Annotated in this window: 24 protein-coding genes and 2 other annotated features; of the genes, 1 reads left to right on the top strand and 23 read right to left on the bottom strand. The window is 37.8% G+C overall.

Annotation, left to right across the window (positions count from 1 at the left end; all coding sequences use genetic code 11):
- Positions 1 to 2: 2 nt before the first annotated feature.
- Positions 3 to 1,157, top strand: a complete 1,155-nt coding sequence (locus QNH17_RS22985) for a Ger(x)C family spore germination protein (RefSeq protein ID WP_283875353.1) — start codon at positions 3 to 5, stop codon at positions 1,155 to 1,157.
- Positions 1,158 to 1,490: 333 nt separating this feature from the next.
- Here the strand turns inward: QNH17_RS22985 and dut are convergent, their stop codons facing one another.
- From dut to citZ, 23 genes are all read right to left on the bottom strand, one after another.
- Complete coding sequence (gene dut, locus QNH17_RS22990) at positions 1,491 to 1,925, bottom strand: dUTP diphosphatase (protein WP_283875354.1); 435 nt, start codon at positions 1,923 to 1,925, stop codon at positions 1,491 to 1,493.
- Positions 1,926 to 2,002: 77 nt separating this feature from the next.
- Positions 2,003 to 2,263 (bottom strand): DUF1294 domain-containing protein, encoded by a 261-nt coding sequence (locus QNH17_RS22995; RefSeq protein ID WP_283875355.1) that lies wholly within the window; start codon positions 2,261 to 2,263, stop codon positions 2,003 to 2,005.
- Positions 2,264 to 2,358: 95 nt separating this feature from the next.
- On the bottom strand, positions 2,359 to 2,718 hold the full coding sequence (rplT, locus tag QNH17_RS23000) for a 50S ribosomal protein L20 (protein ID WP_026563363.1): 360 nt from the start codon (positions 2,716 to 2,718) through the stop codon (positions 2,359 to 2,361).
- A gap of 38 nt (positions 2,719 to 2,756) precedes the next feature.
- Positions 2,757 to 2,957, bottom strand: coding sequence for a 50S ribosomal protein L35 (gene rpmI, locus QNH17_RS23005; protein ID WP_026563362.1), 201 nt, complete (start codon positions 2,955 to 2,957; stop codon positions 2,757 to 2,759).
- 16 nt (positions 2,958 to 2,973) lie between these two features.
- Positions 2,974 to 3,477: a translation initiation factor IF-3 gene (gene infC / locus QNH17_RS23010; RefSeq protein WP_035444926.1), complete on the bottom strand. Its 504-nt coding sequence runs from the start codon at positions 3,475 to 3,477 to the stop codon at positions 2,974 to 2,976.
- 148 nt (positions 3,478 to 3,625) lie between these two features.
- Positions 3,626 to 3,758: a sequence feature (ribosomal protein L20 leader region), on the bottom strand.
- A gap of 164 nt (positions 3,759 to 3,922) precedes the next feature.
- The gene (gene thrS, locus QNH17_RS23015; RefSeq protein ID WP_283875356.1) at positions 3,923 to 5,857 is read right to left on the bottom strand and encodes a threonine--tRNA ligase; all 1,935 of its coding nucleotides are present in this window, start codon (positions 5,855 to 5,857) and stop codon (positions 3,923 to 3,925) included.
- 86 nt (positions 5,858 to 5,943) lie between these two features.
- Positions 5,944 to 6,193, bottom strand: a binding site (T-box leader).
- Between the two features lie 94 nt (positions 6,194 to 6,287).
- A complete protein-coding gene (ytxC, locus tag QNH17_RS23020; RefSeq protein ID WP_283875358.1) occupies positions 6,288 to 7,166 on the bottom strand; it encodes a putative sporulation protein YtxC in 879 nt (292 codons plus the stop codon).
- A 163-nt stretch (positions 7,167 to 7,329) separates the two neighbouring features.
- Entirely contained in the window at positions 7,330 to 8,256 is a 927-nt protein-coding gene (dnaI, locus tag QNH17_RS23025) for a primosomal protein DnaI (protein WP_283875359.1), read from the bottom strand.
- A gap of 12 nt (positions 8,257 to 8,268) precedes the next feature.
- The gene (locus QNH17_RS23030; RefSeq protein WP_283875360.1) at positions 8,269 to 9,657 is read right to left on the bottom strand and encodes a replication initiation and membrane attachment family protein; all 1,389 of its coding nucleotides are present in this window, start codon (positions 9,655 to 9,657) and stop codon (positions 8,269 to 8,271) included.
- Between the two features lie 57 nt (positions 9,658 to 9,714).
- Positions 9,715 to 10,176 (bottom strand): transcriptional regulator NrdR, encoded by a 462-nt coding sequence (gene nrdR / locus QNH17_RS23035; protein ID WP_026563356.1) that lies wholly within the window; start codon positions 10,174 to 10,176, stop codon positions 9,715 to 9,717.
- 88 nt (positions 10,177 to 10,264) lie between these two features.
- Positions 10,265 to 10,660 (bottom strand): hypothetical protein, encoded by a 396-nt coding sequence (locus QNH17_RS23040; protein ID WP_283875361.1) that lies wholly within the window; start codon positions 10,658 to 10,660, stop codon positions 10,265 to 10,267.
- Between the two features lie 299 nt (positions 10,661 to 10,959).
- Positions 10,960 to 11,334, bottom strand: a complete 375-nt coding sequence (gene speD, locus QNH17_RS23045) for an adenosylmethionine decarboxylase (RefSeq protein ID WP_283879577.1) — start codon at positions 11,332 to 11,334, stop codon at positions 10,960 to 10,962.
- 329 nt (positions 11,335 to 11,663) lie between these two features.
- Positions 11,664 to 12,695: a glyceraldehyde-3-phosphate dehydrogenase gene (locus tag QNH17_RS23050; protein WP_283875362.1), complete on the bottom strand. Its 1,032-nt coding sequence runs from the start codon at positions 12,693 to 12,695 to the stop codon at positions 11,664 to 11,666.
- Between the two features lie 176 nt (positions 12,696 to 12,871).
- Complete coding sequence (gene coaE / locus QNH17_RS23055) at positions 12,872 to 13,477, bottom strand: dephospho-CoA kinase (protein WP_283875363.1); 606 nt, start codon at positions 13,475 to 13,477, stop codon at positions 12,872 to 12,874.
- 22 nt (positions 13,478 to 13,499) lie between these two features.
- Entirely contained in the window at positions 13,500 to 14,135 is a 636-nt protein-coding gene (gene ytaF / locus QNH17_RS23060) for a sporulation membrane protein YtaF (protein ID WP_283875364.1), read from the bottom strand.
- 95 nt (positions 14,136 to 14,230) lie between these two features.
- Positions 14,231 to 15,067: a DNA-formamidopyrimidine glycosylase gene (mutM, locus tag QNH17_RS23065; RefSeq protein ID WP_283875365.1), complete on the bottom strand. Its 837-nt coding sequence runs from the start codon at positions 15,065 to 15,067 to the stop codon at positions 14,231 to 14,233.
- Between the two features lie 15 nt (positions 15,068 to 15,082).
- Positions 15,083 to 17,719, bottom strand: a complete 2,637-nt coding sequence (gene polA / locus QNH17_RS23070; RefSeq protein ID WP_283875366.1) for a DNA polymerase I — start codon at positions 17,717 to 17,719, stop codon at positions 15,083 to 15,085.
- Positions 17,720 to 17,738: 19 nt separating this feature from the next.
- Positions 17,739 to 19,157, bottom strand: a complete 1,419-nt coding sequence (pnpS, locus tag QNH17_RS23075; protein WP_283875367.1) for a two-component system histidine kinase PnpS — start codon at positions 19,155 to 19,157, stop codon at positions 17,739 to 17,741.
- Positions 19,154 to 19,870: a response regulator transcription factor gene (locus tag QNH17_RS23080; RefSeq protein WP_283875368.1), complete on the bottom strand. Its 717-nt coding sequence runs from the start codon at positions 19,868 to 19,870 to the stop codon at positions 19,154 to 19,156. Before QNH17_RS23080 ends, pnpS begins: the two co-directional genes overlap by 4 nt.
- A gap of 122 nt (positions 19,871 to 19,992) precedes the next feature.
- The gene (locus QNH17_RS23085) at positions 19,993 to 20,469 is read right to left on the bottom strand and encodes a MaoC/PaaZ C-terminal domain-containing protein (protein ID WP_283875370.1); all 477 of its coding nucleotides are present in this window, start codon (positions 20,467 to 20,469) and stop codon (positions 19,993 to 19,995) included.
- 87 nt (positions 20,470 to 20,556) lie between these two features.
- Positions 20,557 to 21,495, bottom strand: coding sequence for a malate dehydrogenase (gene mdh, locus QNH17_RS23090; RefSeq protein WP_098574379.1), 939 nt, complete (start codon positions 21,493 to 21,495; stop codon positions 20,557 to 20,559).
- Between the two features lie 91 nt (positions 21,496 to 21,586).
- Entirely contained in the window at positions 21,587 to 22,855 is a 1,269-nt protein-coding gene (icd, locus tag QNH17_RS23095) for an NADP-dependent isocitrate dehydrogenase (RefSeq protein WP_283875371.1), read from the bottom strand.
- 123 nt (positions 22,856 to 22,978) lie between these two features.
- The gene (gene citZ / locus QNH17_RS23100; RefSeq protein ID WP_283875372.1) at positions 22,979 to 24,097 is read right to left on the bottom strand and encodes a citrate synthase; all 1,119 of its coding nucleotides are present in this window, start codon (positions 24,095 to 24,097) and stop codon (positions 22,979 to 22,981) included.
- Positions 24,098 to 24,347: the final 250 nt, after the last annotated feature.

Genomic DNA, 24,347 nt, shown 5'->3' on the forward strand with positions numbered 1-24,347 from the left:
TTATGAAGGTGATTAGAAGACTGCTATTTGGAGTCATAACCGTTTTTTTGCTTACAGGTTGTTGGAACCGAATTGAAGTGAATGATATTGCCATTGTTACTGCGATTGGATTAGATCTTGTTGAAGACAATATGATTCGCTTAACCCTACAAGTGGCCATACCAACTAAACTAGGACCAACTGGAGGAAGTAGTGGAGGAGGAAAAGAACGCAGTACATTTGTCATTTCAGAGAAGGGTGTCACTGTTTCTGAAGCGTACCGAAATTTACAAATGAAGCTATCGAGACGTGTATTCTTTTCTCAAAGCAGGATCTTGTTAATCGGTGAGTCTTTAGCTAGAAAGGGAATTTTTAATATTATTGACTTTTATACAAGGTTCCAACAACCTCGAATGAATAGTTTTATTATGTTCACAGAAGAAGCGGCTTCAGAAGTTATTAAAAACATACCAAATTTAGAAAGTGTTTCAGCAGAGGAAACGAAGGAACTTGCAAAGCTAAGTGTAGGTTTAAAGGTTTATGTCAGGGATTTTTTAAACATGCTTCTTACAGACGGAGTAGAACCATATGCCCCTCAGTATAAATTAACTTCATTAGAAGTAGATACAGAAAATGAATCAGGAAAAGTACAGACTATTAATGGGGCGGCTGTATTTAAAAAAGACAAGCTAATAGGTTGGATGGATGAAACTGAAACCCGGGGAATTTTATGGCTTCGTAATGAAATAGAAGGAGGAGTCATTTCTATTAAAATCCCAAAGGAAAAAGGCGGGGGAAATATTAGTTTTGATATTATTAGATCAAAAACCCAAATCCTTCCTCATCATGAACATGGACAAATGAAAATTACAGTTAATGTTACCTCAGAAATGAGTGCAATTGAAAATGCTTCAAAGCTAGAATTATTTAATCCAAAAGTAATCGAAGAGATCCAAAAAAATATTGAAAAGGAGATTAAAGATCGAATCCAATTAGTAGTTAATAAGGCTCAAAAAGAATTTCAATCAGACATATTTGGATTTGGCCAAGCCGTTTACAGAGAATATCCAAAAGCATGGAATACATTTTATAAAAAGAATTGGAACCATGAGTTTTCACAAGTAGATGTAAATATCAATTCAAAGGTTTATATAAGAAGAATCGGCTTAAGTAAGTGAAGAAATACTTCATAAAAAGGAATGGAAAATGTTTAAGATTTTTTTGATGATTTTTATCTTCGTTATAATCTTTTCCTGGGAAGCTTTACGGTTAATACGAAAAAAGGAAATAAAAGAATTGGTTGTTTTTTCTATTCTTTCATTAATTGGCTTAGCATTGAGTATTGTGGTAGTTATTCAATCATTTATCTAATAATTTTGTATAAAAGGTCATTTTTATCTTCAAAACATTATCGACTCAAATAATATGAAGAGGACATTCTCACCCATTTAAAGAAATTTGAAGCTGCAAAGTCCAAATTCTAATGGAGTAACGAATGTCCAATCATACTTTTATTTACCGGAAGAACCGAATCCACCTTCTGATCTACCCGTATCCGCTACTATTTCTGTTTCGATAAGGTTAACTTTTAAGACTGGGGCAATAACCATTTGAGCAATTCTCATTTGTTTTTCAATTGTAAAATCTTCTTTCCCATGATTAATAAGGATAATTTTTATTTCCCCTCGGTACCCTTCATCAATAGTCCCCGGACTATTAAGCACAGTTATAGAGTGTTTTAAGGCTAGTCCACTTCTTGGTCTAATCTGTGCCTCCGTTCCTTTAGGTAATTCAATTTGTATACCCGTTCTTATTAAGCCCGCCTCCCCTGCTTTAATTATTTTTTCTTCAATAGAAAATAAATCTAATCCAGCATCACCTTCATATGCTCGATGGGGTAATACAGCATCATCGTCTATTAATTTAACTTTCAATTGATATTCCATTTCGAACCTCGTTTCAAGAAATTTTTATGTAACTTAATTGATAACGCATGCATTGCTTAGCCGCCCAGATGCAGCTTTTATAGTAAAAACTTGATTAACAGAACGAATTCAATCACTGCAAGGACCGGAAAACCAATCTTAAAAGAAGTATGCTTCGTTTTATGTCTATAAAGTTGCATGCCTGCTGTCGCACCTATAGCACCGCCAAATAACGCCACTAGCCATAAGGTCCGCTCACTGATTCGATATTTATGCTTTTTAGCCCGCCTCTTATCTTCCCACATAATCACAAGTCCTGCTATATTCATAATCAAATAAGCCACTACCCATTTAACCATCCCCCGTATCCCCCTTATAGAAAAAGCCATCCTCATAAGAGAATGGCTTTTGATATGTCTAGCTACAGCGCCTAGGGGCGCTTTCGCTTTTCTAATTACTTGTTGATGTTTTGTTTTGCAACGTTTGCTAATTCAGCAAATGCGTTTGCATCGCTTACTGCTAATTCAGCGAGCATCTTGCGGTTTACTTCGATACCAGCAAGCTTTAAGCCATGCATTAAACGGCTGTAAGAAAGACCGTTCATACGAGCTGCTGCATTGATACGAGTAATCCAAAGTTTGCGGAAGTCGCGTTTTTTCTGACGACGATCGCGGAAAGCATACATTAAAGATTTCATAACTTGTTGGTTAGCTACTTTATATAATGTATGTTTTGAACCGAAATAACCTTTTGCTAATTTAAGAACTTTTTTACGACGTTTGCGCGTAACTGTACCGCCTTTTACACGTGGCATTTAATTTCCCTCCAATATATAAATCGATCACTTAATTTTTACTTCATGTAAGTTAATAATTGACGAATGCGTTTGAAATCACCTTTAGAAACAAGTGATGCTTTGCGAAGCTTACGCTTTGCTTTAGTAGATTTGTTAGCAAATAAGTGGCTTGTATAAGCGTGGTCACGTTTTAATTTACCTGAACCAGTCTTTTTAAAACGCTTTGCAGCGCCACGGTGAGTTTTCATTTTTGGCATTGGGATATCCTCCTTATTACTTTTCGGTTTTAGGTGCTAAAACTAGGAACATGCTTCGACCATCCATTTTTGGATGTGATTCAATCGTTGCAACTTCCTTGCACGCCTCTGAAAAACGGTCTAACACACGTTGACCAATTTCTTTATGGGTAATCGCCCGGCCCTTGAAACGGATTGAAGCTTTTACCTTGTCGCCTTTTTCTAAGAACTTAATTGCATTGCGTAACTTTGTATTAAAGTCATGCTCATCAATTGTCGGGCTGAGACGAACTTCTTTAGTGGTGATGATTTTTTGATTCTTACGAGCTTCTTTTTCTTTCTTTTGCTGCTCGAATTTAAATTTGCCATAGTCCATAATTCTGCCGACTGGAGGCTTTGCATTTGGTGCTACCAGTACCAAATCAAGGTTCACTCTTCCGGCAATCTCTAAGGCTTCAGTTTTGGTTTTAATCCCCAACTGCTCGCCATTTTGATCAATTAGGCGAATTTCGCGAGCGCGAATGCCCTCATTTAACAACATGTCTTTGCTAATAATTAGCCACCTCCAAGGTTTTATCAAGAATACAACATCTTGGTCAAGAAAATCATAACAAGCCCTTTCAAACCTAAACGTAAGACGCTACACAAGAATCAACAGGTATAAAACTTTTTAGCAGTGCTATTATTGCACAAACAAAAAAGTGCGGATGAATGCACCCACACTTTACAGAACAAAAGTAATAAAACCAAAAAGTTCAAGTAAAACCTGCCAACTGCCTATTGCGTCAATCAGGTGAGAAGCGGGTGCTTCTTCTTTTCCCAAAAACAAGTATTCAATTTTTCACCTTAGTAAATATAACATAAGCAAAGATATAATGTCAAACGAACTATTTTCTTTGACAACGAAATTTATTTTAGCAAGAAATAAATAATTATTCAATAGTTTTTTTCAAACAACAAGAGAGGCGAACCTCTCTTTCTACTGTTTATCCTCTTTTCACTTCAGCAATTAATGAAGTTAAAAACTCTGAGAATGGCTTTGTTTCTGAGTTTTGCTCGCCATATTTGCGGACATTAACAGCCTGATTTTCGACCTCTTTATCCCCAACAACCAGCATATATGGTATTTTTTGCATTTGTGCTTCACGGATTTTATAACCGATTTTTTCATCACGGCCATCCAATTCGACACGGAACCCTTCATTTTGAAGCTGTTCTTGAACTTGTTTCGCATAATCGTAATGGACACCTGGAGAAACTGGAATGACCTGAACCTGGACCGGAGCAAGCCAAGTAGGGAAAGCACCTTTGTATTCTTCAATTAAGAAGGCAACAAAACGTTCCATTGTTGATACCACGCCACGGTGGATAACGACTGGACGATGCGGTTTGCCGTCCTCACCTACATATGTTAAATCAAAACGTTCTGGTAATAAGAAGTCTAATTGCACTGTTGATAGTGTTTCGTCTTTTCCTAGAGCTGTCTTCACTTGAACGTCAAGCTTAGGACCGTAGAAGGCTGCTTCTCCTTCTGCCTCATAATAATCAAGACCAAGGTCATCCATTGCTTCCTTCAGCATACTTTGTGCTTTTTCCCACATCGCGTCATCGTCAAAATACTTTTCAGTATCTTGCGGGTCACGGTAAGAAAGACGGAAGGAATAATCATTAATATCAAAGTCTTTGTATACTGCTAAAACGAGGTTCACAACCCGTTTGAATTCATCTTTAATTTGGTCCGGACGAACAAAGATGTGTGCATCATTTAAAGTCATTCCACGAACACGCTGTAGTCCTGAAAGTGCACCAGACATTTCATAACGATGCATTGTTCCAAGTTCGGCAATCCTGATTGGAAGTTCGCGATAGCTGTGGATACTGTTTTTGTACACCATCATGTGATGCGGACAGTTCATAGGACGAAGAACTAATTGCTCGTTATCCATATCCATTACTGGGAACATATCTTCCTGGTAATGATCCCAGTGACCTGAAGTTTTATATAAATCGACACTGCCCATAATTGGAGTGTATACATGGTCATAACCTAGACGTTGTTCTTTATCCACAATGTAACGTTCAACCACCCGACGGATAGTTGCACCCTTTGGAAGCCATAACGGTAATCCTTGACCTACCAATTGATTGCTAGTAAAAAGGTTTAATTCTTTACCAATTTTGCGGTGGTCACGCTCTTTGGCTTCTTCAAGTAAGCGAAGGTGTTCAGCTAAATCTTCTTTCTTGAAGAAGGCTGTTCCATAAACGCGCTGAAGCATTTTATTTTTACTATCCCCGCGCCAATAAGCACCTGCAATACTTAATAACTTAAATTCTTTGATTTTTCCTGTTGATGGGACATGGACTCCGCGGCATAGGTCAAAAAAGTCACCTTGTTCGTAGATTGTCACTGTTTCCTCATCAGGAATCGCTTCAATTAGTTCTAGCTTATATGGGTCACCGGCTTCTTTAAAAAGCTGTACCGCTTCTGCACGGCTTACTTCCTTGCGAACAATTTCAATATTTTCATTAACGATTCTGGCCATTTCCTTTTCAATCTTTGGAAGATCTTCTGGAGTTAATGATTCCTCAAGGTCCATATCATAATAAAATCCACCTTCGATTACAGGGCCTACACCTAAATTCACACCAGGATAGAGTCTTCTTACAGCCTGTGCCATTAAATGCGCAGTACTGTGGCGTAAAATTTCTAACGCATCATTGGAATCTGGTACGACAATTTCTATTGAACCGTCTTCATTAATTGGACGGCGAAGATCAAACAACTGACCGTTCCATTTGCCGGCAATCGCTTTTTTCTTTAGGCCTGGGCTGATGGATGCGGCAATATCTTCCGTTGTTGTTCCTTGTGGGAACTCCTTTACTGCCCCATCTGGAAACGAAATCTTAACAACGTCTGACATGGTAATTCCTCCTTTGAATTAAGCGTTTCGGGGTCATTTTTGCCCAAAAATCCGCTTTTTGAAAAATAAAAAAAACCCGTCCCTGGAAAAGGGACGAGTTTTAATAAACACGTGGTTCCACCCAATTTTTCAATTTCAAATAATAACAATTTGAAAATGACTTTGGTCTGTTAACGGTCGAGAGCCGTCAGACAATTACTAACCTCATAAGGCATGAAGCGTTCACTGCTGAAGTTTAAAGGTGGTAAGTATTATTTTCGTGTTAGGAGACTTTCAGCCATGATCTCCCTCTCTAGAAACCGTAAAAAATACTATTGTCCTTATCATTACTTTTACTATGACTATACTATGTATGCAATTATAATGATTAATTTTTGAAAAATCAAGGGACATCATCCTAATAAGACAAATTTTCACACAATTCCTGTTTTCAAGCCTGATTTTCAGAAGATTGATGATCCTCTGCCCATTTATCCACATCTCTAAGTGCAGCAAATGATTTAATCGTTACTCTTTCTTCAAAAATATTTTTGATGGTCCTTACTAAGGGCTCATCTGGGTCCTTTGTATACAAAAAAATAGTTGTAGGCGCAAGTGATAATAATGGGGCAATCGATGCAGAGTCGACATAGACAGGATGATTAACCAGTAATTTACGGTCAATCAATCTTGTTAATTCAGCACGTTTCATTTCAACAAACTGCTCATTATAAAAAGTAATTTCCTCGTCGAACAATAAATGGAGCACTTCCATTTTCGGTTCACGATTCATCAGAAACTCCCGGAGCATTTGCACAAATATTTGATATTCTTGCTCCATCTTATATTCATCAATAGCAATCTCAACATACCCCTGCAGCGACTGAAAGTACGGACGCAATCTAAATTTGAGAAACGAATCAAACGAAAACGAGATATTATCCAAGAAAATATGCTCAATGGCAGATTTAATTTGTGTCTCTTCATTTGCATTATTCAAGAAAATAGACAAGTCTTCTCTTTGACCCTCGAGAATAGAATCAATAATTTCGATAATTTGTTGCTGTTCTTCAAATTCATCGTAAAAATAATGGCTTTTTAATATTTCTCTAAACCAATCATCCCGCTTAATATTGGTAATGAATTCGAAAAATGCATGTTTAACAATTCTGGAAATTTCTAACGATATCATATTACCTGAAAATTTAACTATATGTCGATCTTCAATTAGAAGAATAGTTTCTTTGTCATGATTATTTGGTAAGTACTTCAGCAAGTGGTCATAAAATTTTTCTGCATCCAACTTGCTTTGGAAGATGATTTCCGCCAACCAAATCCCCCCTTTAAACCAATCTTTGTATTAATATATATGGGGGACTTGGCTAAAATAGAAGTTAGCTGGTACATGCTTTTGTTATTTACAGAAAAAAAGTATAAAAAAAGGACTGCCGACTTGTTTACGACAATCCTAAAACTTCTTTCTTTGATTTAAATTACCTTCTGTTTGGACCCTCGACCATCACAGGCACACTCAAGGAACGAATTCGCTCCATGATTCGTCTTGCTTTCATTTTCTCTTCTTCGCCCCTCTGGCTGTAGGTTAGATGATGCTCCAGGCCTTTAAAGTCAAAATTTGATGTGAAAAATGTAGGAAGACTCTCAAGCATTCTAAATTGTAGAATAGGGCCAAGTACCTCGTCCCTTGTCCAACTTGATACAGCTTCAGCGCCAATATCATCAAGCATGAGGATCGGTTCTTTTTTTAATGCCTCAATTTTTTCATTCAATGTGGAATCCGCGATTGACCCTTTCATCTCTCGCAACAATTCAGGCACATAGACAATCATCGAAGAAATTTGTTTCTTCGCCAATTCATTGGCAATTGCCCCTAATAAATAAGATTTTCCCACCCCGAATTTTCCATAAAGAAAAAGACCTTTTGGTTTTTTTCCTGCCTCATAATTCATTAAGAACGTTGCCGCCTGATCTCCGGCATCAAGTCGGCCTGTGTCCGCTTCAAATTCCTCAAAGGAGGCTTCCAAGATATCTCTAGGGACGTATAAACTCTTGATCAACTTCTCATTTTTCTTCTTTTCATCAGCCATAATTTTCCGAGGACATTTTTTATAAACAACATCGATAGAATTTCGAGCTAGAACCAAATCAGGGTGATACCCCTTCATAAAATTGATGCAGCCATCAAGGGAATCACATTTATTGCAATCCTTGCTCTGATTGATGTACTCATACAGTTTACTCATACTTTTATCAATCATCACAGAATCAATAGACTCTTTATTCTGTGATAGAAATGCTTTAACATCAGGATTTTGCAGGACTTGCATTCGCTGTTGTTCATAGCGTTTTTGAAAACTTTCATTTGAAGCCAATCTATTTAAGGTTTTATTGATTTTCTCCAACTACGGCACCCCCTATTTGCGGAACGCTTTTAATTTTTCTTCAATCGCCCGTTTCTTTGCTTCGACCTCATTGTTCGTTCCCTGCGAAGGCTCTTTCTTTGTCTCCTGTTTGCCCTCATCAAACCAATCAGGAATTAACTCTGTCCGAATCGGCTTTTTACTAACTGATTTCCCCGTTTTTTTACTTTCAGCTGCCTTGTGTTCTTCATTTTTCGCAAGTTCCATTGCTTCCTTCACCGTTTTAACCTGCTTCCTTGCCCAATGACTAGCAATCGACTCCACAAAACCCTTGGTAAATTTCATGTCCGTTTTTCTCATTGCCACTTCAATTAAAACATTGACAACACCCGGTGGCAGTTTATATTTAATCATAATTTCTTCTAATGTTTTCAAATTGGCATTCGAAGGCTCTACTCCGCCTGAGAATTCTTTAAAAACGATAAGCGGCGGGGTCGTTTCGTAAGAACGAATTAATTTTTCCTCCTGGGTTTTCGGTTCAGTTATTTGCGTTTGGTGAACAATAGGCTGGGTTCGGTTAATAAGGCTTGGCAACTGGTCATAATTAACAAACTGATACCAATCACGAGCACCTTTTCTTAAGTCTTCAATATCAATTTCATCATGTTCGTTAATAGCACCTAAGATGAAATTTTTCATTTCTGATGGTGCGATTTGATACAGAAATGCAAGATTACTAATCACAGTTTTCACTTTTGGTGTTAATGCTTTTTTCGGAACGAGTGATTCATTCAGCCCTGCAGTTAACATATCAAAATCAAACGTGTCCACACCAATTTGAATCGGATTTGATTCCGCTCGTCCGATAAACTGCTGATTTTCTTCCTCATGTAATTCTTCAGAAATCCCTTGTATATATTGCATACTGCCTGGGGCCGCTGAAGCAAACACATCCTGAAAGGCTTTGGTAACATCGACATACTCATCATCGCTCGGCTTTTGTTGGTCGCTAAAAAAGCGTTTTAACCGAGAAAAGTGATTTTTTCCAATTTTACGGTAAAGATAAATATTTAGCATCCCATCTAAAAAGAATTGTTCGGGACTTAGTGGAGGACGAAGTTCATATAAAAAAGACCGTCCACCTTCATCTGTTTTGACACGGGTCTTTAACAGACCTATGCCTTCTAACTTTAATCTTGCTTCGAAAATGTCCTTTAAGTTCATCTCTAAGAGATTCATCAACAGATGGTGTGTGGAGGACTCAGACCAAAGCCGGTTTTCCTCTACCTCTGCCCAGAGAGTCATATATAAACTAAAGCAAGTTGAACCAATCAAGGGCTGATATAAAAACGTCAGCACTTTACGGTCATAATCATGCAGTAGCCCATCAGCAGTTACGATATAACGGTCAATAGGAAGAATTTCCTGCCAATGCTGCGCCATATTACTACAACCTTCCCCTGTTATAAAGTCAAAAAGAGCCAAAAACCTCTTTAGCTCTTAAGATTTTTCTTTTTTTATTAATTCTTTTAATTCATCAATGAATACATTGATATCTTTAAATTGTCGATAGACAGATGCGAATCTGACATAAGCAACTTCGTCCACGTGTGCTAGCCTGTCCATTACCATTTCACCTATGGCTTCACTTTTTATTTCAGAAATCCCCTGACTGCGCAGGTCTTTTTCAACACCATGGGTTATATCTTCTAGTTCCTTTAAGGCCACAGGCCGCTTCTCACAAGCTTTTATCAAGCCTCGTAAGATTTTATCACGACTGAATTCTTCTCTGGTACCTTCTTTTTTGACTACAATTAGCGGGATCTCTTCAATCTTCTCAAACGTAGTAAAACGATACCCACATTCTTCACATTCGCGTCTCCTCCGTGTGGCCCGGCCTTCATCAACAGGCCTGGAATCAAGGACACGTGTACCATAATTTTGACAAGAAGGGCATTTCATTGTAATCAACTCCAAATCTACACTGTATAACCCGAACTAAACGCTTACTTTCATCTTATAAAAAAGAATATCTTTATACAAGTAAGTATTAGGAGTTTTTTATTCCAACAAAGGTATGTAATTGATTAATTCGTTCGTAATAAGAATTAATTCGCTTTTTTAAAGCAGGATAGGAACCGAGTATCGAAAATTTTTCAGATGATATATTAAAATCCACAGCTGTTTCCATTGGTTTTACAGACACAATGGTAACAATCAGAAAGCATTTAATTGGTCTACTGATTTCAACAGCAATTTCTCCATGATCTTTAGAAACGGTTGTTACTTGGCAATCAGCATCATCTTGAAATAACTTTTCAACTGAATCGAAAACTTGATTAAATTTCGCCTTATAATAATGTGTTTTTAAAGAATCATCCGCAATTCGGTCTGAAGTCTCAATTTGCTGCTTAAATCGAACAAATAAGTTACCTAACATAGCCATACTTTTCCTCCCCAATTGTCTTTTGTCTTATTGTACAACATTTTCGCTTAAAATATAGCCTCTGTTAAAGTTGCCTGTTGATTTCCGTTCCAGGCACGAGCGGTTCGCGGGCGGTCCGGGGAGCCTCCTCGTCGCTGCGCTCCTGCGGGGTCTCCCCTGCCCCGTCCTCCCGCAGGAGTCTTCGTGCCATCCGCTCCAATCAACAGGGTGCCAAAATCAGCAATAAGCTTTAACACAGACAAAATATAAAAAGAGGTGTATGTTAAGATACACCTCTTCACTAATTATTTTTATAAAGATTATAGAACTTTTGCTTGTTTTACATGGACAGGACCCATGCCACGTGGAATTTCTATATTTTCACGTGTTTGGGCATTCAATGCCTCAGCAATATAATCAGCTGCAACATTAGGATTTAAATCGCCGCAAGTAAAGACATCAATGCTGGCGTACCCATGCTCCGGGAAGCTGTGAATAGTTAGATGTGATTCGGAAATAATGACGACACCGCTCACACCTTGTGGAGCAAATTTATGAAATGCTACTTCACGGATTTCCGCTCCTGATTTAAGAGCTGCTTCAACAAAAGTCGTTTCAATAAAATTCATATCGTTAAGTTTTTCAAAGTCGCATCCCCATAGCTCAGAGATCACGTGACGTCCCATTGTTTCCATATTCATTTTTCCCCCTCTAACCTTTTTGTTCTTTCTTGAAATCATGTACTGACGGTATCTTATAACTACCACGGGGGAAAGTTAGTCCAGAGAGGTCCTAACCCTTTAAGTAATTAATCGCTACCCAATTTCAAGAAGTTCACGATGACTAGTATACTTTGTTTATATTTTTTTTGCAACCTATCAATATAAAAAACTTTATTAGGACGGGCTTTTTCATCACTTTATAAAAAAATTCAACAAAGCTATTTTATGCCTTTTTACACCAAATGTTACAAGATAGCACACAAAAAAAGGCTGTCAATCGACAGCTTTTTTTGTGCTTTATTTTACCCAACCTTAAGCTCGGAGGATTCTGCTATTTTCTGAGCTACTAACAGTGTGAGATCTACCACTCGTGAAGAATAACCCCACTCATTATCATACCATGCCAAAACCTTTACTTTTCTTGTCCCCATCACCATTGTGGAGAGACCATCAATAATGGCAGAATGTTCATTCGTATTAAAATCAACAGATACTAACGGTTCCATCGTTAAATCTAAAATGCCTTTTAATGGGCCATTTCCTGCTTCAATAAAGGCTTGATTGACTTCATCAACCGTTACATCTTGTTTAAGATCCACGACTAAATCAACCAGTGAAACGTTTGGTGTTGGTACGCGAAGTGACATACCATGTAATTTCCCCTTTAACTGTGGTAAGACTAGAGATATTGCTTTCGCTGCCCCTGTTGTCGTTGGAATGATTGATTGACCGCATGCACGAGCCCTTCGTAAATCTTTATGAGGATTGTCTATATTTTTTTGATCATTTGTATAGGCATGAATGGTCGTCATTAATCCGCTTTCAATTCCAAATTTATCATCTAATACCTTTGCAACTGGCGCAAGACAGTTGGTTGTACATGATGCATTGGAAATAATTTCATGTTCATGAATATCCAGCATTTCCTCATTAACACCCATAACAATTGTAACATCCTCATTTTTTCCTGGTGCAGTTAAGATCACTTTCTTTGCCCCTGCTTCTAAGTGTAATGCTGCCGCTTCACGGGCATTAAACTTCCCAGTAGCTTCGATCACAATCTCAATCCCGAGCTCTCTCCATGGAAGTTCCTCTGGATTACGACTGCTCAATAGTTTAATCCTTTTTCCATTTACAAGAAGCTCATCATCTAATGGGATAACCTCTCCTTGAAATGGTCCATGATTTGTATCATATTTAAGTAAATGGGCTAATGTTTCTGCAGGATAACTAGCATTTATGGCTACAACATCAAGCTTATTTTCAAGGATCGCTTTTCTAAAAACCATCCTTCCAATTCTCCCAAACCCATTAATCGCAACTTTTGTCTTCATTTTGCAACCCCTTCTGTATTAATGTCATACTTAATACTTGTTTTGTTGTAATTAGTATAACATATTTAGGTGGAATTGTGATGAATAAAGTGCGGATTTTTAAAATGTTTTATAATTTAGACAACTTAATAATATAAAAAAAGAGAAGGTGGCTCCTTCTCCTTAATTATTTCATCTTATTTTTTATTGATGCCAAACTGCGCTAAGATTTCAAGAAGCTGTTTTTTTGTATCCTCAACCGAACCATTATTATTAATTACAGCGTCCGCGAGCCTGAGTTTATCAGACAATGGCATTTGAGAATGAATCCTTGCTTCTGCATCCTCAACAGATAGGTTATTTCTCGCGATTAATCTTTTCAATTGAGTTTCATTGTCAACAAACACTAGTAATGTTTTATCCACCATATACGTAAGTTTACTTTCAAATAGTAACGGTATATCGAGAACAACCACTTCTTCACCGTTCTTTTTCGCCGTTTCGACTTTATCCTTCATTCTTCTTCTAACTTCTGGGTGAACGATGTCATTTAATACTTGTCGTTTTTCGACTTGATGGAAAATAATCGAGCCCAGTTTAGGCCGATCGATTTCTCCATCGGCTAATAATATATCTTCGCCAAACTCAGCAAGGATCTTAAAATAAGCCGTTTCACCTTTGGTTACCGCAAGGCGTGCTTCAATGTCTGCATCAACCACAGTGATATTCATTTCTTTAAAAAAGTTAGAGACGGTACTTTTTCCACTGGCAATTCCACCTGTTAAACCGATAACTAATGACATCCCAAGATCCTCTTTCTAGTTCTTATAATTTCCAAATCCCTATAATAATCAATAAAATCCCTGGTAAAAAGGTGAACTTTTGAATCCAATCAAATTTATGAAAAAAAGTTCCACTTTTTATTCCTAATAGTACAAATAACGAACTCATAATCGCGACAGTAAACGCTAAATAATAAGGAGAAAAGCCAAGCATTGCTGCTCCAATCCCAGCTCCAAAAGCATCCAGTGACAAGGCAAAACCTAACATTAACGCCTCAATTCCAGTAATCGTACCAGATCGATCGAAATCAGCCGACATCGGCTTTTTCAATATATTAATGGCTAATCCTAGGGACTTGATCTCAAAATTTACGATTGTCTTTTCACAATCTAGTACATCCTTTTCTTTTTCTGGCCGAAAAAATTGAAACAAAACCCAAGCACCAAGACCAATTAGGATTATTCCCCCTAGGCTTGCCGTAATTCTTGGTGATAAAACTTTCTCAAGTCCGTGTCCAATTGACACAGCGATCATTAAGGAAATCGCAGAGCAACTTGCAATAATAATTATTGACCTAAGCGGCATGATCATTTTCCTTAGTCCATAGGTAAATCCTACGCTAAAGCTGTCAAGGCTAAGTGCAAAAGCGAGGATGAGAAGTGATAACAACTGAACCATGATGTCTAGGGCTCCTTCCACCAAAATCATTACGATAGTATATGGCAGGAGCCTATCCATGGTTAATGTTATTCTATTTTCACCTTTTACTTTTTCTATTCTGCTTCGATCTTTTGACATTGTGGACAGTAATGGGTTCCTCTTCCGCCAACAGTTGTTTTTTCTAAAGGTGTCCCGCACCGTTTACACTCTTCACCTTTTCGACCGTAAGCAAATAATTCAAGCTGAAACATACCAATTTCACCTTGTGAGTTAACATACGATCGAATCGTACTTCCCCCTTTTTTAACTGCTTCACTTAAGGTTGCCACGATTTCACGATGAAGGAGGGTAAGTTCATTTATATCAAGTGTGTTGGCAATACGTTCTGGATGGATGCCGGCCCTAAAAAGCGCTTCATCCACATAGATATTACCCAATCCCACAAAGACTTTTTGGTCTAATAAAGCGGTTTTTATTTTTCGATTTGTTTTTTTCAGCTTTTCCGCCAGATACTGGACGGTAAATTCCTCTGAAAAAGGTTCAGGGCCCAGTCCTATTAAGGGCTCCGTTAAAAATTCATCCCCTTTTTTATAGAGGTGCATGGTTCCAAATTTCCGAACGTCCCGATACCTTAATTCGGTCCCATCTGTAAAATGAAAGAGAACATGTGTATGTTTATCATAGGGCTCATCCTTAGGAAATAGACCATACTTTCCTTCCATTCTTAAATGGGAAACTAGAGCGAAATTTCCTGTATAGATAATTAAAAATTTCCCTCTTCTTCCTACATCAATAATTGTCTCCCCAATCAAGGCATCGACAAATTGTTCCACTTCTAGTGGGGTTTTTATAATTTTTGGCCAATAAACAGTTATATCCTTGATTGTTTTATTAACCACTAGTTTTTTTAATGTTTTTCGAACGGTTTCTACTTCCGGAAGTTCTGGCAATATAGCCCACTCCTTTTATTTAGCATCAAACCATGTTGGACCGTAGGCATAATCCACTTTCAAGGGCACCTTTAATTCGAGGGCATTTTCCATCACATTTGGGACTAACTTCTTTAAAGTTTCCAATTCTTCCTCAGGTGCTTCAAAAATTAATTCATCATGAACCTGAAGTAAAAGCCGTGTTTTTAACCCCATGTCCTTCAATGCCTCGTCCATATCTATCATTGCTTTTTTGATGATATCCGCAGCACTGCCTTGAATTGGCGTGTTCATAGCCGTTCTTTCGGCAAAACTTCGGATATTAAAATTTCGCGCAGTAATTTCAGGAATATATCTCCTTCTTTGCATAAGAGTTGAAACATATCCCTTTTGCTTAGCAGAGTGAATAATATCATCCATATATTCTTTGACACCTGGGTAAGTATCTAAATAGCGTTCAATAAATTGACCGGCTTCCTTCCTGGTTATTCCTAAGGATTGGGATAGTCCATAATCACTGATTCCATAAACAATTCCAAAATTAACGGCTTTTGCCTGACGTCTCATATTCGAGGTTACCTCATCTTTATTGACGTGGAAAACCTCCATCGCGGTCTTCGTATGAATATCCATATCTTCCTTAAATGCTTGAATAAGCTTATCATCATCAGCAATATCAGCAAGAACGCGAAGTTCAATCTGGGAATAGTCAGCAGCAAAAATGATCCACCCTTCCTCAGAAGGAACAAAGGCCTGACGAATTTTCCGACCTTCTTCCAATCGAATCGGGATATTTTGCAAATTGGGATCAATTGAACTTAACCGCCCTGTTGCTGTTAAGGTTTGTTGATATCTTGTATGGACTTTTCCGGTTTTAGGATTAATCACCTTTAACAATCCTTCGATATAGGTAGATTGGAGCTTCCCTAATTGTCTGTATAGAAGGATGTATTCAATAATTTCATGATCCTCCGCTAATTTCTCCAAAACATCCGCTGACGTGGAATAACCTGTTTTTGTTTTCTTTAATGAAGGCAGGTTTAATTTTTCAAATAAAATAACACCGAGCTGTTTCGGTGAGTTGATATTAAACTTTTCGCCTGCTAAATCACATATCTTTTCTTCAATTTCAATTAGTCTTTCATTTAGTTCTTTGCCCATTGTCTGGAGGCGTTCCTGTTCAACTCTGATTCCACATGATTCCATATCCGCTAAGATAAGCGATAACGGCATTTCTAGTTCGGTAAATAACTCATATTGTTCATTTTCCCTTAATTCATCCTCTAGTTTTCCTCTTAGATCAGACATAGCAAGACTTTTACGGACAAGATGCTCTGCAAGTTGTGCTACTTCAGGGACCTTTCGTTTCGCCCCTTTCCCATAAAAAGATTCATCGGTTTGGATTGTATGTACATCATATCGTTTTGTAATCGCGGCGAGATCTTCAATGTTTTCCGAAGGATTGATGATATAGGAGGCCATCAGAATATCAAAATCGACTCCTTTTAAATGAATATCATATCTTCGTAAAGAGACCTCAGAACGCTTGGCATCATAAACCGTCTTCTTTTTACTCTCATCCTCCGCCCATTTTTTGAAAACTTCAGATTTTATTACCTGTTCCGTGGGGAAGTAGAAATGACCGTTTTTATTGACAAGGGAGAAACCAATAATCTCCGCATAATGATAATTATCATCTAACATCTCAACATAAAAATAATTATCATCTGCGAATATCTCTTCCGTGATTTCTTCTGGAGTTTGAAACTCAATCTCTTCCAGTTCTGGCACATCAGCCATGTCTGGACCTTCTCCCAGCTTTTCCAATAACGAATGAAAGCCTAATTCTTTAAAGAGAGCGACTAATTTATCGCGCGTAAAACCCTCATAGGCGATCGTGTCTAAATTTACTTCAATAGGTGCTTGCCTTTCAATTGTTGCCAGCTCTTTACTCATTATGGCTTGATCCTTAAATTCTTCCAACTTCTCTTTTAGCTTATTACCATTAACCTGGTCAATGGAGGCTAATAAATTTTCAAGCGTAGTAAACTCCTTTAAAAGTTTGATAGCTGTTTTTTCACCAACGCCGGGTACACCAGGAATATTATCGGAAGGGTCTCCCATCAGCCCCTTCATATCAATGATTTGTTCTGGTGTAAGTCCATATTTTTCAGCGACATGTTCAGGGGTATATTCCTCAATATCTGTAATACCTTTGCGAGTAATTCCTACGGTAGTCGTTGGTGAAGAAAGTTGCGTTAAATCTTTATCTCCAGAAATCACCTTTACTTCGTACCCATCATGTTCAGCACTTAATGACAAAGTACCAATGATATCATCGGCCTCATAATTTTCAAGTTCGTACCTAGAGATTCCATAGGCATCTAGAAGATCACGAATGAACGGAAATTGTTCCGATAGCTCAGGCGGAGTTTTTTGTCTGCCGCCTTTATATTCACTAAAGGTTTTATGTCGAAAGGTCGTTTTACCGGCGTCAAATGCAACAAGAATATGGCTTGGCTTTTCATCCTCAAGTATTTTCATCAGCATCATCGTAAAGCCATATACGGCATTCGTGTGAATTCCTTTATCGTTATTAAGCAGGGGTAGTGCAAAGAATGCCCGGTAAGCAATACTATTACCATCTATAAGGACAAGTTTCTTCTTTTCCATTTGTATCCACCTTCCAAAATCACCTTAAATATTTATATAATTCAATTATAAACTCGCTTCCTTCACCCAATTCACTTCTAACACTTATATTTCCATGATGGGCTTCAATTAAATGCTTAACGATCGCTAGTCCTAATCCAGTCCCACCAGAATTCCGGCTTCTCGCTCGGTCGACACGGTAAAATCGTTCAAAAATACGCGGAATTTCTTCCTTACTAATTCCGACCCCAGTGTCTTTTACATGTACTCGTACCTTTTCACCGTGTTCGAGTAGGATAATTTCCACATCCCCTTCAGGCGGAGTGTAGTTCATAGCATTGGCTATCACGTTTATAAACACTTGTTTTAAACGGTCTAAATCACCCTGGATCATCACTTGATTTTGCTTACAAAGAAGGTTAATGCGGATATTCTTTGCTTGGGCTTTTCCACTAAGAATCGTAATCACTTCTTTTAATAGCTCGTACAAATCTAGTTCCTGAATATTTAATCTGAACCCCTGTTGTTCTATTTTTGAAAGATCTAATAGATCTTGGATGAGGGTTTGGAGTCGGTCACTTTCTTTTAGAATAATGGAAAGAAACGCTTCCAATGTTTCTTTATTATTCATGGCACCATCCATCAGTGTTTCAGTAAATCCTTTAATAGAAGTGATCGGTGTTTTTAATTCATGTGATACGTTGGCCACAAAATCCTTGCGCATTTGCTCGAGTTTTTTAATTTCAGTAATATCATGAAATACGAGCAATACACCTTTCCATACATTGTTTGTTCCAAGAATCGGAACACCATAAACAACAAAGTACCTTCGTTCAATGAATAGTGGAACAAGTATTTGTTTGCTAACCTTCTTTTCCGTCCGAAAAACTTCAGCCACTAACTGACAAATTTCCTCATATTCAATAACTTCATAATAAACTTTATTTAAATAATCGCTAGAATTGACGTGAAAAATATCAATAAATCCTTTATTGATTAGGTTGATGTACCCTCGACTATCAATTAACACTAAACCAGCGCCCATATTTTCAATTAGTGCACTGAGCCGGTCCTGCTGCATTTCTTGCGCTTTAGTGAGCTCTTGCAGGTTTTCGGCCAGCATATTGATTGATGACCCAAGCATCCCCGTTTCATCTAATCTACTTACTGTAGTTCGAGCACGGTAATTTCCTTTAGCCAGTTCAATGGCAACATTTGTTGCAGCCTCAATTGGTTTTGTATACTTTGAGGTAATTCTTAAACATAGAAAAAGAATAATAATGATGGCAATCCCAAGACAAATGGAAAGAACCCATAAGACTTCAAATTTCAGATGTTGAGTTAGTGACTCTAGGTAATAGCTTTTAAAAAATTGGCCTAACAAAATTCCTACCCCAACTAATACAATAATAATTAATATGATTAGTGATATTAGCAGTCCTTTTCGGAATTTGGTCATTCTCCCTTAGGCTCCTCCAGTTTATAGCCCAAGCCTCGAATTGTTTTAATATAGGCCGGCTTTTTTGTGTCCGCTTCAACTTTTTCTCTTAAATGTGAAATATGCACATCGACTATTCTAGTATCGCCAGCAAAGTCATAATTCCAAACAGCACTTAGTAATTGATCACGAGTCATAACACGTCCTTTATTTTGGGCGAGGTAAAGAAGCAATTCAAATTCTTTTAAGGTTAACTCCAACAGATTGTCGTTAAAATAAGCCTCATATTTGTCAGAATTGATTTTTAGATTACCTATTTGTAGTAATCCCGTCTCTTCTCCACTTACTTGTCCAGCTTCTGTTTGAATTTGAGTCCTTCTAAGGATGGCTTTGACACGAGCGATTACTTCTCTTGGGCTGAAAGGTTTCACCATGTAATCATCTGCACCAAGTTCCAGCCCCAAGATTTTATCGAATTCATCCTCTTTAGCTGTTAACATTAGAATCGGAGTCATAATCTTGTTTTGTCTCAACTGCTTACAAACTTCCATTCCATCCATTTTAGGCAGCATAAGATCTAAAACAATGATATCAGGGGATTGTGCCTCAGCAATTTGTTTCCCCTCTTCACCATCCATTGCTGTTATTACATCAAACCCCGCTTGCTCCAAGTTATATTGTAGTAAAGTAACAATTGACTGTTCGTCATCGACAACAAGCACTCTATTTTTCATAATAACCCCCACTTAATTAGTTACCTCCATTATAATAATAAAGTTTGTGTATTTTCTAGCTTTACAAAACTTTAACAAAAAAAAGGAATGTGAACAAATCACATTCCTTCTTAATTCCTTTATTAAAAATTCTCTAAAGCCCTGCCATGAATTTCTTCCAATCGGTGTGGCGGACAAACCTTGACCTTGCCTTGAATGACTGTCTCGTCCTTTTCATTGGTTCCTGCCACATTAATTACAATGGTATGCTCTTCCCTTGTTACTTGAACCACTTCGAATAAGAGCTCAACTGCACCATAATGATAAACAGGTTTTGGAAAACTGATTTCTTGACTTAAAATATGGCTTCCAGGACCGGGTAAATATTTCGAGATGGCTGAGGTAATCATACCTGTCAGCATAATGCTCGGAACGATTGGCTTTTTAAAAGGAGTCTGTGATGCATAATCATGCTGTATATAGAGGGGATTTGCATCATCAGTTAATCCTAAATAAAGAAGCAGATCCTTGTCCTCTATTTTTTCAGTCATAGTTAGTTTTTCACCGACAGTAATTTCTTCAATTTTACGTCCTAACCTTCTCTTTTTACCTAAAAGCAAAAGACTCCACCTCCATGTAAGCGATTTCAATCAAATACAAAGAAATTCGGGGAACCATTGTAACCCCGAATTTCTCTTTTATTCTTTTTACGCTAATACTTGCATCACATTGCGAACGGATTCAACCGATTTATCTAAAGCAGCTTTTTCGTCAGCAGTTAATTCAAGCTCGATGACTTTTTCAATGCCATTTGCACCAAGGATTGTTGGTACACCTAGGTAGATGCCATCGTAACCAAATTCACCTTCAAGATAAGCAATAGATGGAAGAACGCGACGTTGGTCCTTAAGTATTGCTTCACACATTTCAACTAAAGAAGCAGCAGGAGCATAATATGCACTTCCATTACCTAGAAGGTTAACAATTTCACCGCCGCCTTTACGAGTGCGTTCTACAATTGCTTCAAGACGGTCTTTAGGAATTAATGTTTCTAATGGAATTCCACCAGCATATGAGTAACGTACAAGGGGAACCATGTCATCACCATGACCACCTAAAACGAAACCTGTAATGTCTTTAACAGAAAGGTTCAATTCTTGAGCAACAAATGTACGGAAACGAGCAGTATCAAGAACACCAGATTGACCAATTACACGGTTTTTAGGGAATCCTGATTCTTTAAATACTGTGTATGTCATTGCATCAACTGGGTTGGTTAAAACAAGAATTGTACAGTTAGGGGAATACTTCACGATTTCTTGAGTTACACTTCTCATAACCTTTTGGTTTGTCTGAACTAAATCATCACGGCTCATACCAGGTTTACGAGCAATACCAGCAGTGATCACGACGATATCTGAATCACGAGTATCTTCATAGTTTGAAGTACCAGTAATATTAGCATCAAAACCTTGAACTGGACTTGCTTCAAGCATATCTAATGCCTTACCTTTTGTAGGGTTTTCCATTGGAGCGATATCTACTAAAACTACATCTCCAAGTTCCTTTTGAGCTAGTAAAAATGCCGTAGTTGCTCCAGTAAATCCTCCGCCGATTACAGAAACCTTTTTACGTTTTAATGACATTATAACTCTCCCCTTTAAACGTTTTTGTTGGTCATGAACCTTAAAATGCAGGCGGGGCTATTAAAGAACAGCCCACATCTGCATCAATTCTTTACTCCATGTTCTTAATAAGCTCGTTAGCAAATTCAGAAGTTTTTACTTCTGTTGCGCCTTCCATTAATCGAGCAAAATCATATGTTACAACTTTAGAAGCAATTGTTTTTTCTACTGATTTAATAACCATAGTAGCGGCTTCGTTCCAGCCTAAGTGCTCAAGTAATAACACACCTGATAAAATAACAGATGAAGGATTCACCTTATCAAGACCTGCATATTTAGGTGCAGTACCATGTGTTGCTTCAAAAATCGCATGTCCTGTTTCATAGTTGATGTTAGCGCCTGGTGCAATACCAATACCGCCTACTTGCGCTGCAAGTGCATCTGAAATGAAATCTCCATTTAAGTTCATTGTTGCAACAACATCAAATTCACGTGGACGTGTAAGAATTTGTTGTAAGAAGATATCAGCAATTGCGTCTTTTACGATAATTTTGCCTGCTGCTTCTGCATCAGCTTGAGCTTTATTAGCAGCTTCTGAACCTTGTTCCGCTTTAATGCGGTCATATTGAGCCCATGTAAATACTTTATCGCCGAATTCCTTCTCAGCAAGCTCATAGCCCCAGTTTTTAAATGCGCCTTCAGTAAATTTCATGATATTACCTTTGTGTACAAGTGTAACTGACGAACGGCCTTCTTTAATTGCGTAGTTAATTGCAGCACGGACTAGACGCGAAGTACCTTGTTCAGAAACAGGCTTAATACCGATACCAGAAGTTTCTGGGAATCTGATTTTGTTAACACCCATTTCATTTTGTAAGAAATCAATTACCTTTTTAACAGCTTCTGAACCTTTTTCATACTCAATACCAGCATAAATATCTTCTGTGTTTTCACGGAAAATAACCATATCAGTATCTTGTGGACGCTTAACTGGTGAAGGAACACCTTCGAACCATCTTACTGGACGTAAGCAGACAAACAAATCTAACTCTTGACGAAGAGCAACGTTCAATGAACGAATTCCTCCGCCTACAGGAGTAGTTAATGGTCCTTTAATAGCAATCAAATATTCATTAATTACATCAAGTGTTTCTGATGGCAGCCATTCGCCAGTTTGGTTGAATGCTTTTTCTCCAGCTAAAACTTCTTTCCAAATTAGTTTGCGTTCACCTTTGTACGCTTTTTCTACAGCTGCATTTAAAACTCTCTCAGAAGCAGCCCAAATATCTGGTCCAATTCCGTCACCTTCAATAAATGGGATAATTGGATTGTTTGGTACATTTAATACTCCGTTAGTAACTGTAATTTTTTCGCCTTGCATAGTTGATTTTCCCTCCTATTATGTAAAAAAGCTACGTTATGACTTATGGAAAGGTTAGAGATTTTTGTCTCTAACCTTATCATACATTCTTATTAGACCAATTATTGCGACAAAAGTAAATAATTAACCTCGTTGCTCAATTGGAATATATTTTTGCATACCAGGACCTGTATAATCTGCACGTGGGCGGATTAAACGGTTGTTTTGATACTGTTCAAGAATATGTGCAAGCCAGCCTGATACCCTGCTTACTGCGAAGATTGGTGTCATTAAATCATGGTCAATCCCTAAGCTGTGGTAAACAGAAGCAGAATAGAAATCCACGTTAGGTGGTAGATTCTTTTCACCGGTTACAATGCTTTCAATTTTTTCAGAAATATCATACCATTGTGGTTCGCCTGTTAGTTCAGTTAATTTTTTAGACATTGCTCTTAAGTGCTTGGCACGTGGATCTCCTTTTCGATAAACACGATGACCAAAGCCCATGATTTTTTCTTTCTTCTCAAGCTTACCACGTACATATGGTTCAACATTTTCGAGCGTACCAATTTCTTTTAACATTTTCATGACTGCTTCATTTGCTCCACCATGTAAAGGTCCTTTAAGGGCCCCAATTGCGGCAGTAACTCCAGAATAAACATCAGATAATGTCGCCACACATACACGTGCTGTAAATGTAGATGCATTTAATTCATGGTCCGCATGTAATACAAGCGCTTTATCAATCGCCTCAACAGCAATTGCTTCTGGCACTTTCCCAGTCAACATGTATAAGAAATTAGCAGCAAAGCTTAATTCTGGTTTAGGTGCAATTGGCTCTAATCCTTTTCTTACACGAGCAAATGTTGCAACAATCGCAGGCATTTTTGCCTGCAGGCGAATCGCTTTTCGGTAATTTGAGTCTGGCTCCATTAAATCTGCTTCCTCATCATATAAACCTAAAAGAGAAACGGCTGAACGAAGTGCTGCCATTGGGTGTACCTTATCAATTTGGTACATCTTAAAATGCGCGATTACTTCCTTTGGTAAGGCGGCATTTTCAGAAAGTTGTTTTTTCAATTCAGCTAATTGTTCTGCATTAGGCAGCTTAAGGTGCCATAATAAATAGATGATTTCTTCAAAACTAGCATTCACAGCTAAATCATCAATGTCATAGCCAACATAAGTAAGCGTATCATCAATAATTGAGCTGATGGAGGATGTTGTAGCCACTACCCCTTCAAGACCGCGTGTTACTGTCATACTAAATCTCTCCTTCTCATTCTAAATTTCCCCATACCAGTAAAACAAAAATATTCCCCTTATACATTCATAAAATTAACTGAGCGATTGCTCGGGTCAAAAGCAAACAATTAGAATCTATTCCTTTAGGAAAAAATTAGTTAATAAACAAATCAGCGTTTTTATGTGGTTTATGTAAAAAAAGAAACGCTTACAAGCCTATTATAAACAATTATCAGATTTTTGTGAATGAAAAGGCTTCGAAAAGTGT

This window comes from Neobacillus sp. SuZ13 (assembly GCF_030123365.1).
Classification (GTDB): Bacteria; Bacillota; Bacilli; order Bacillales; family Cytobacillaceae; genus Neobacillus.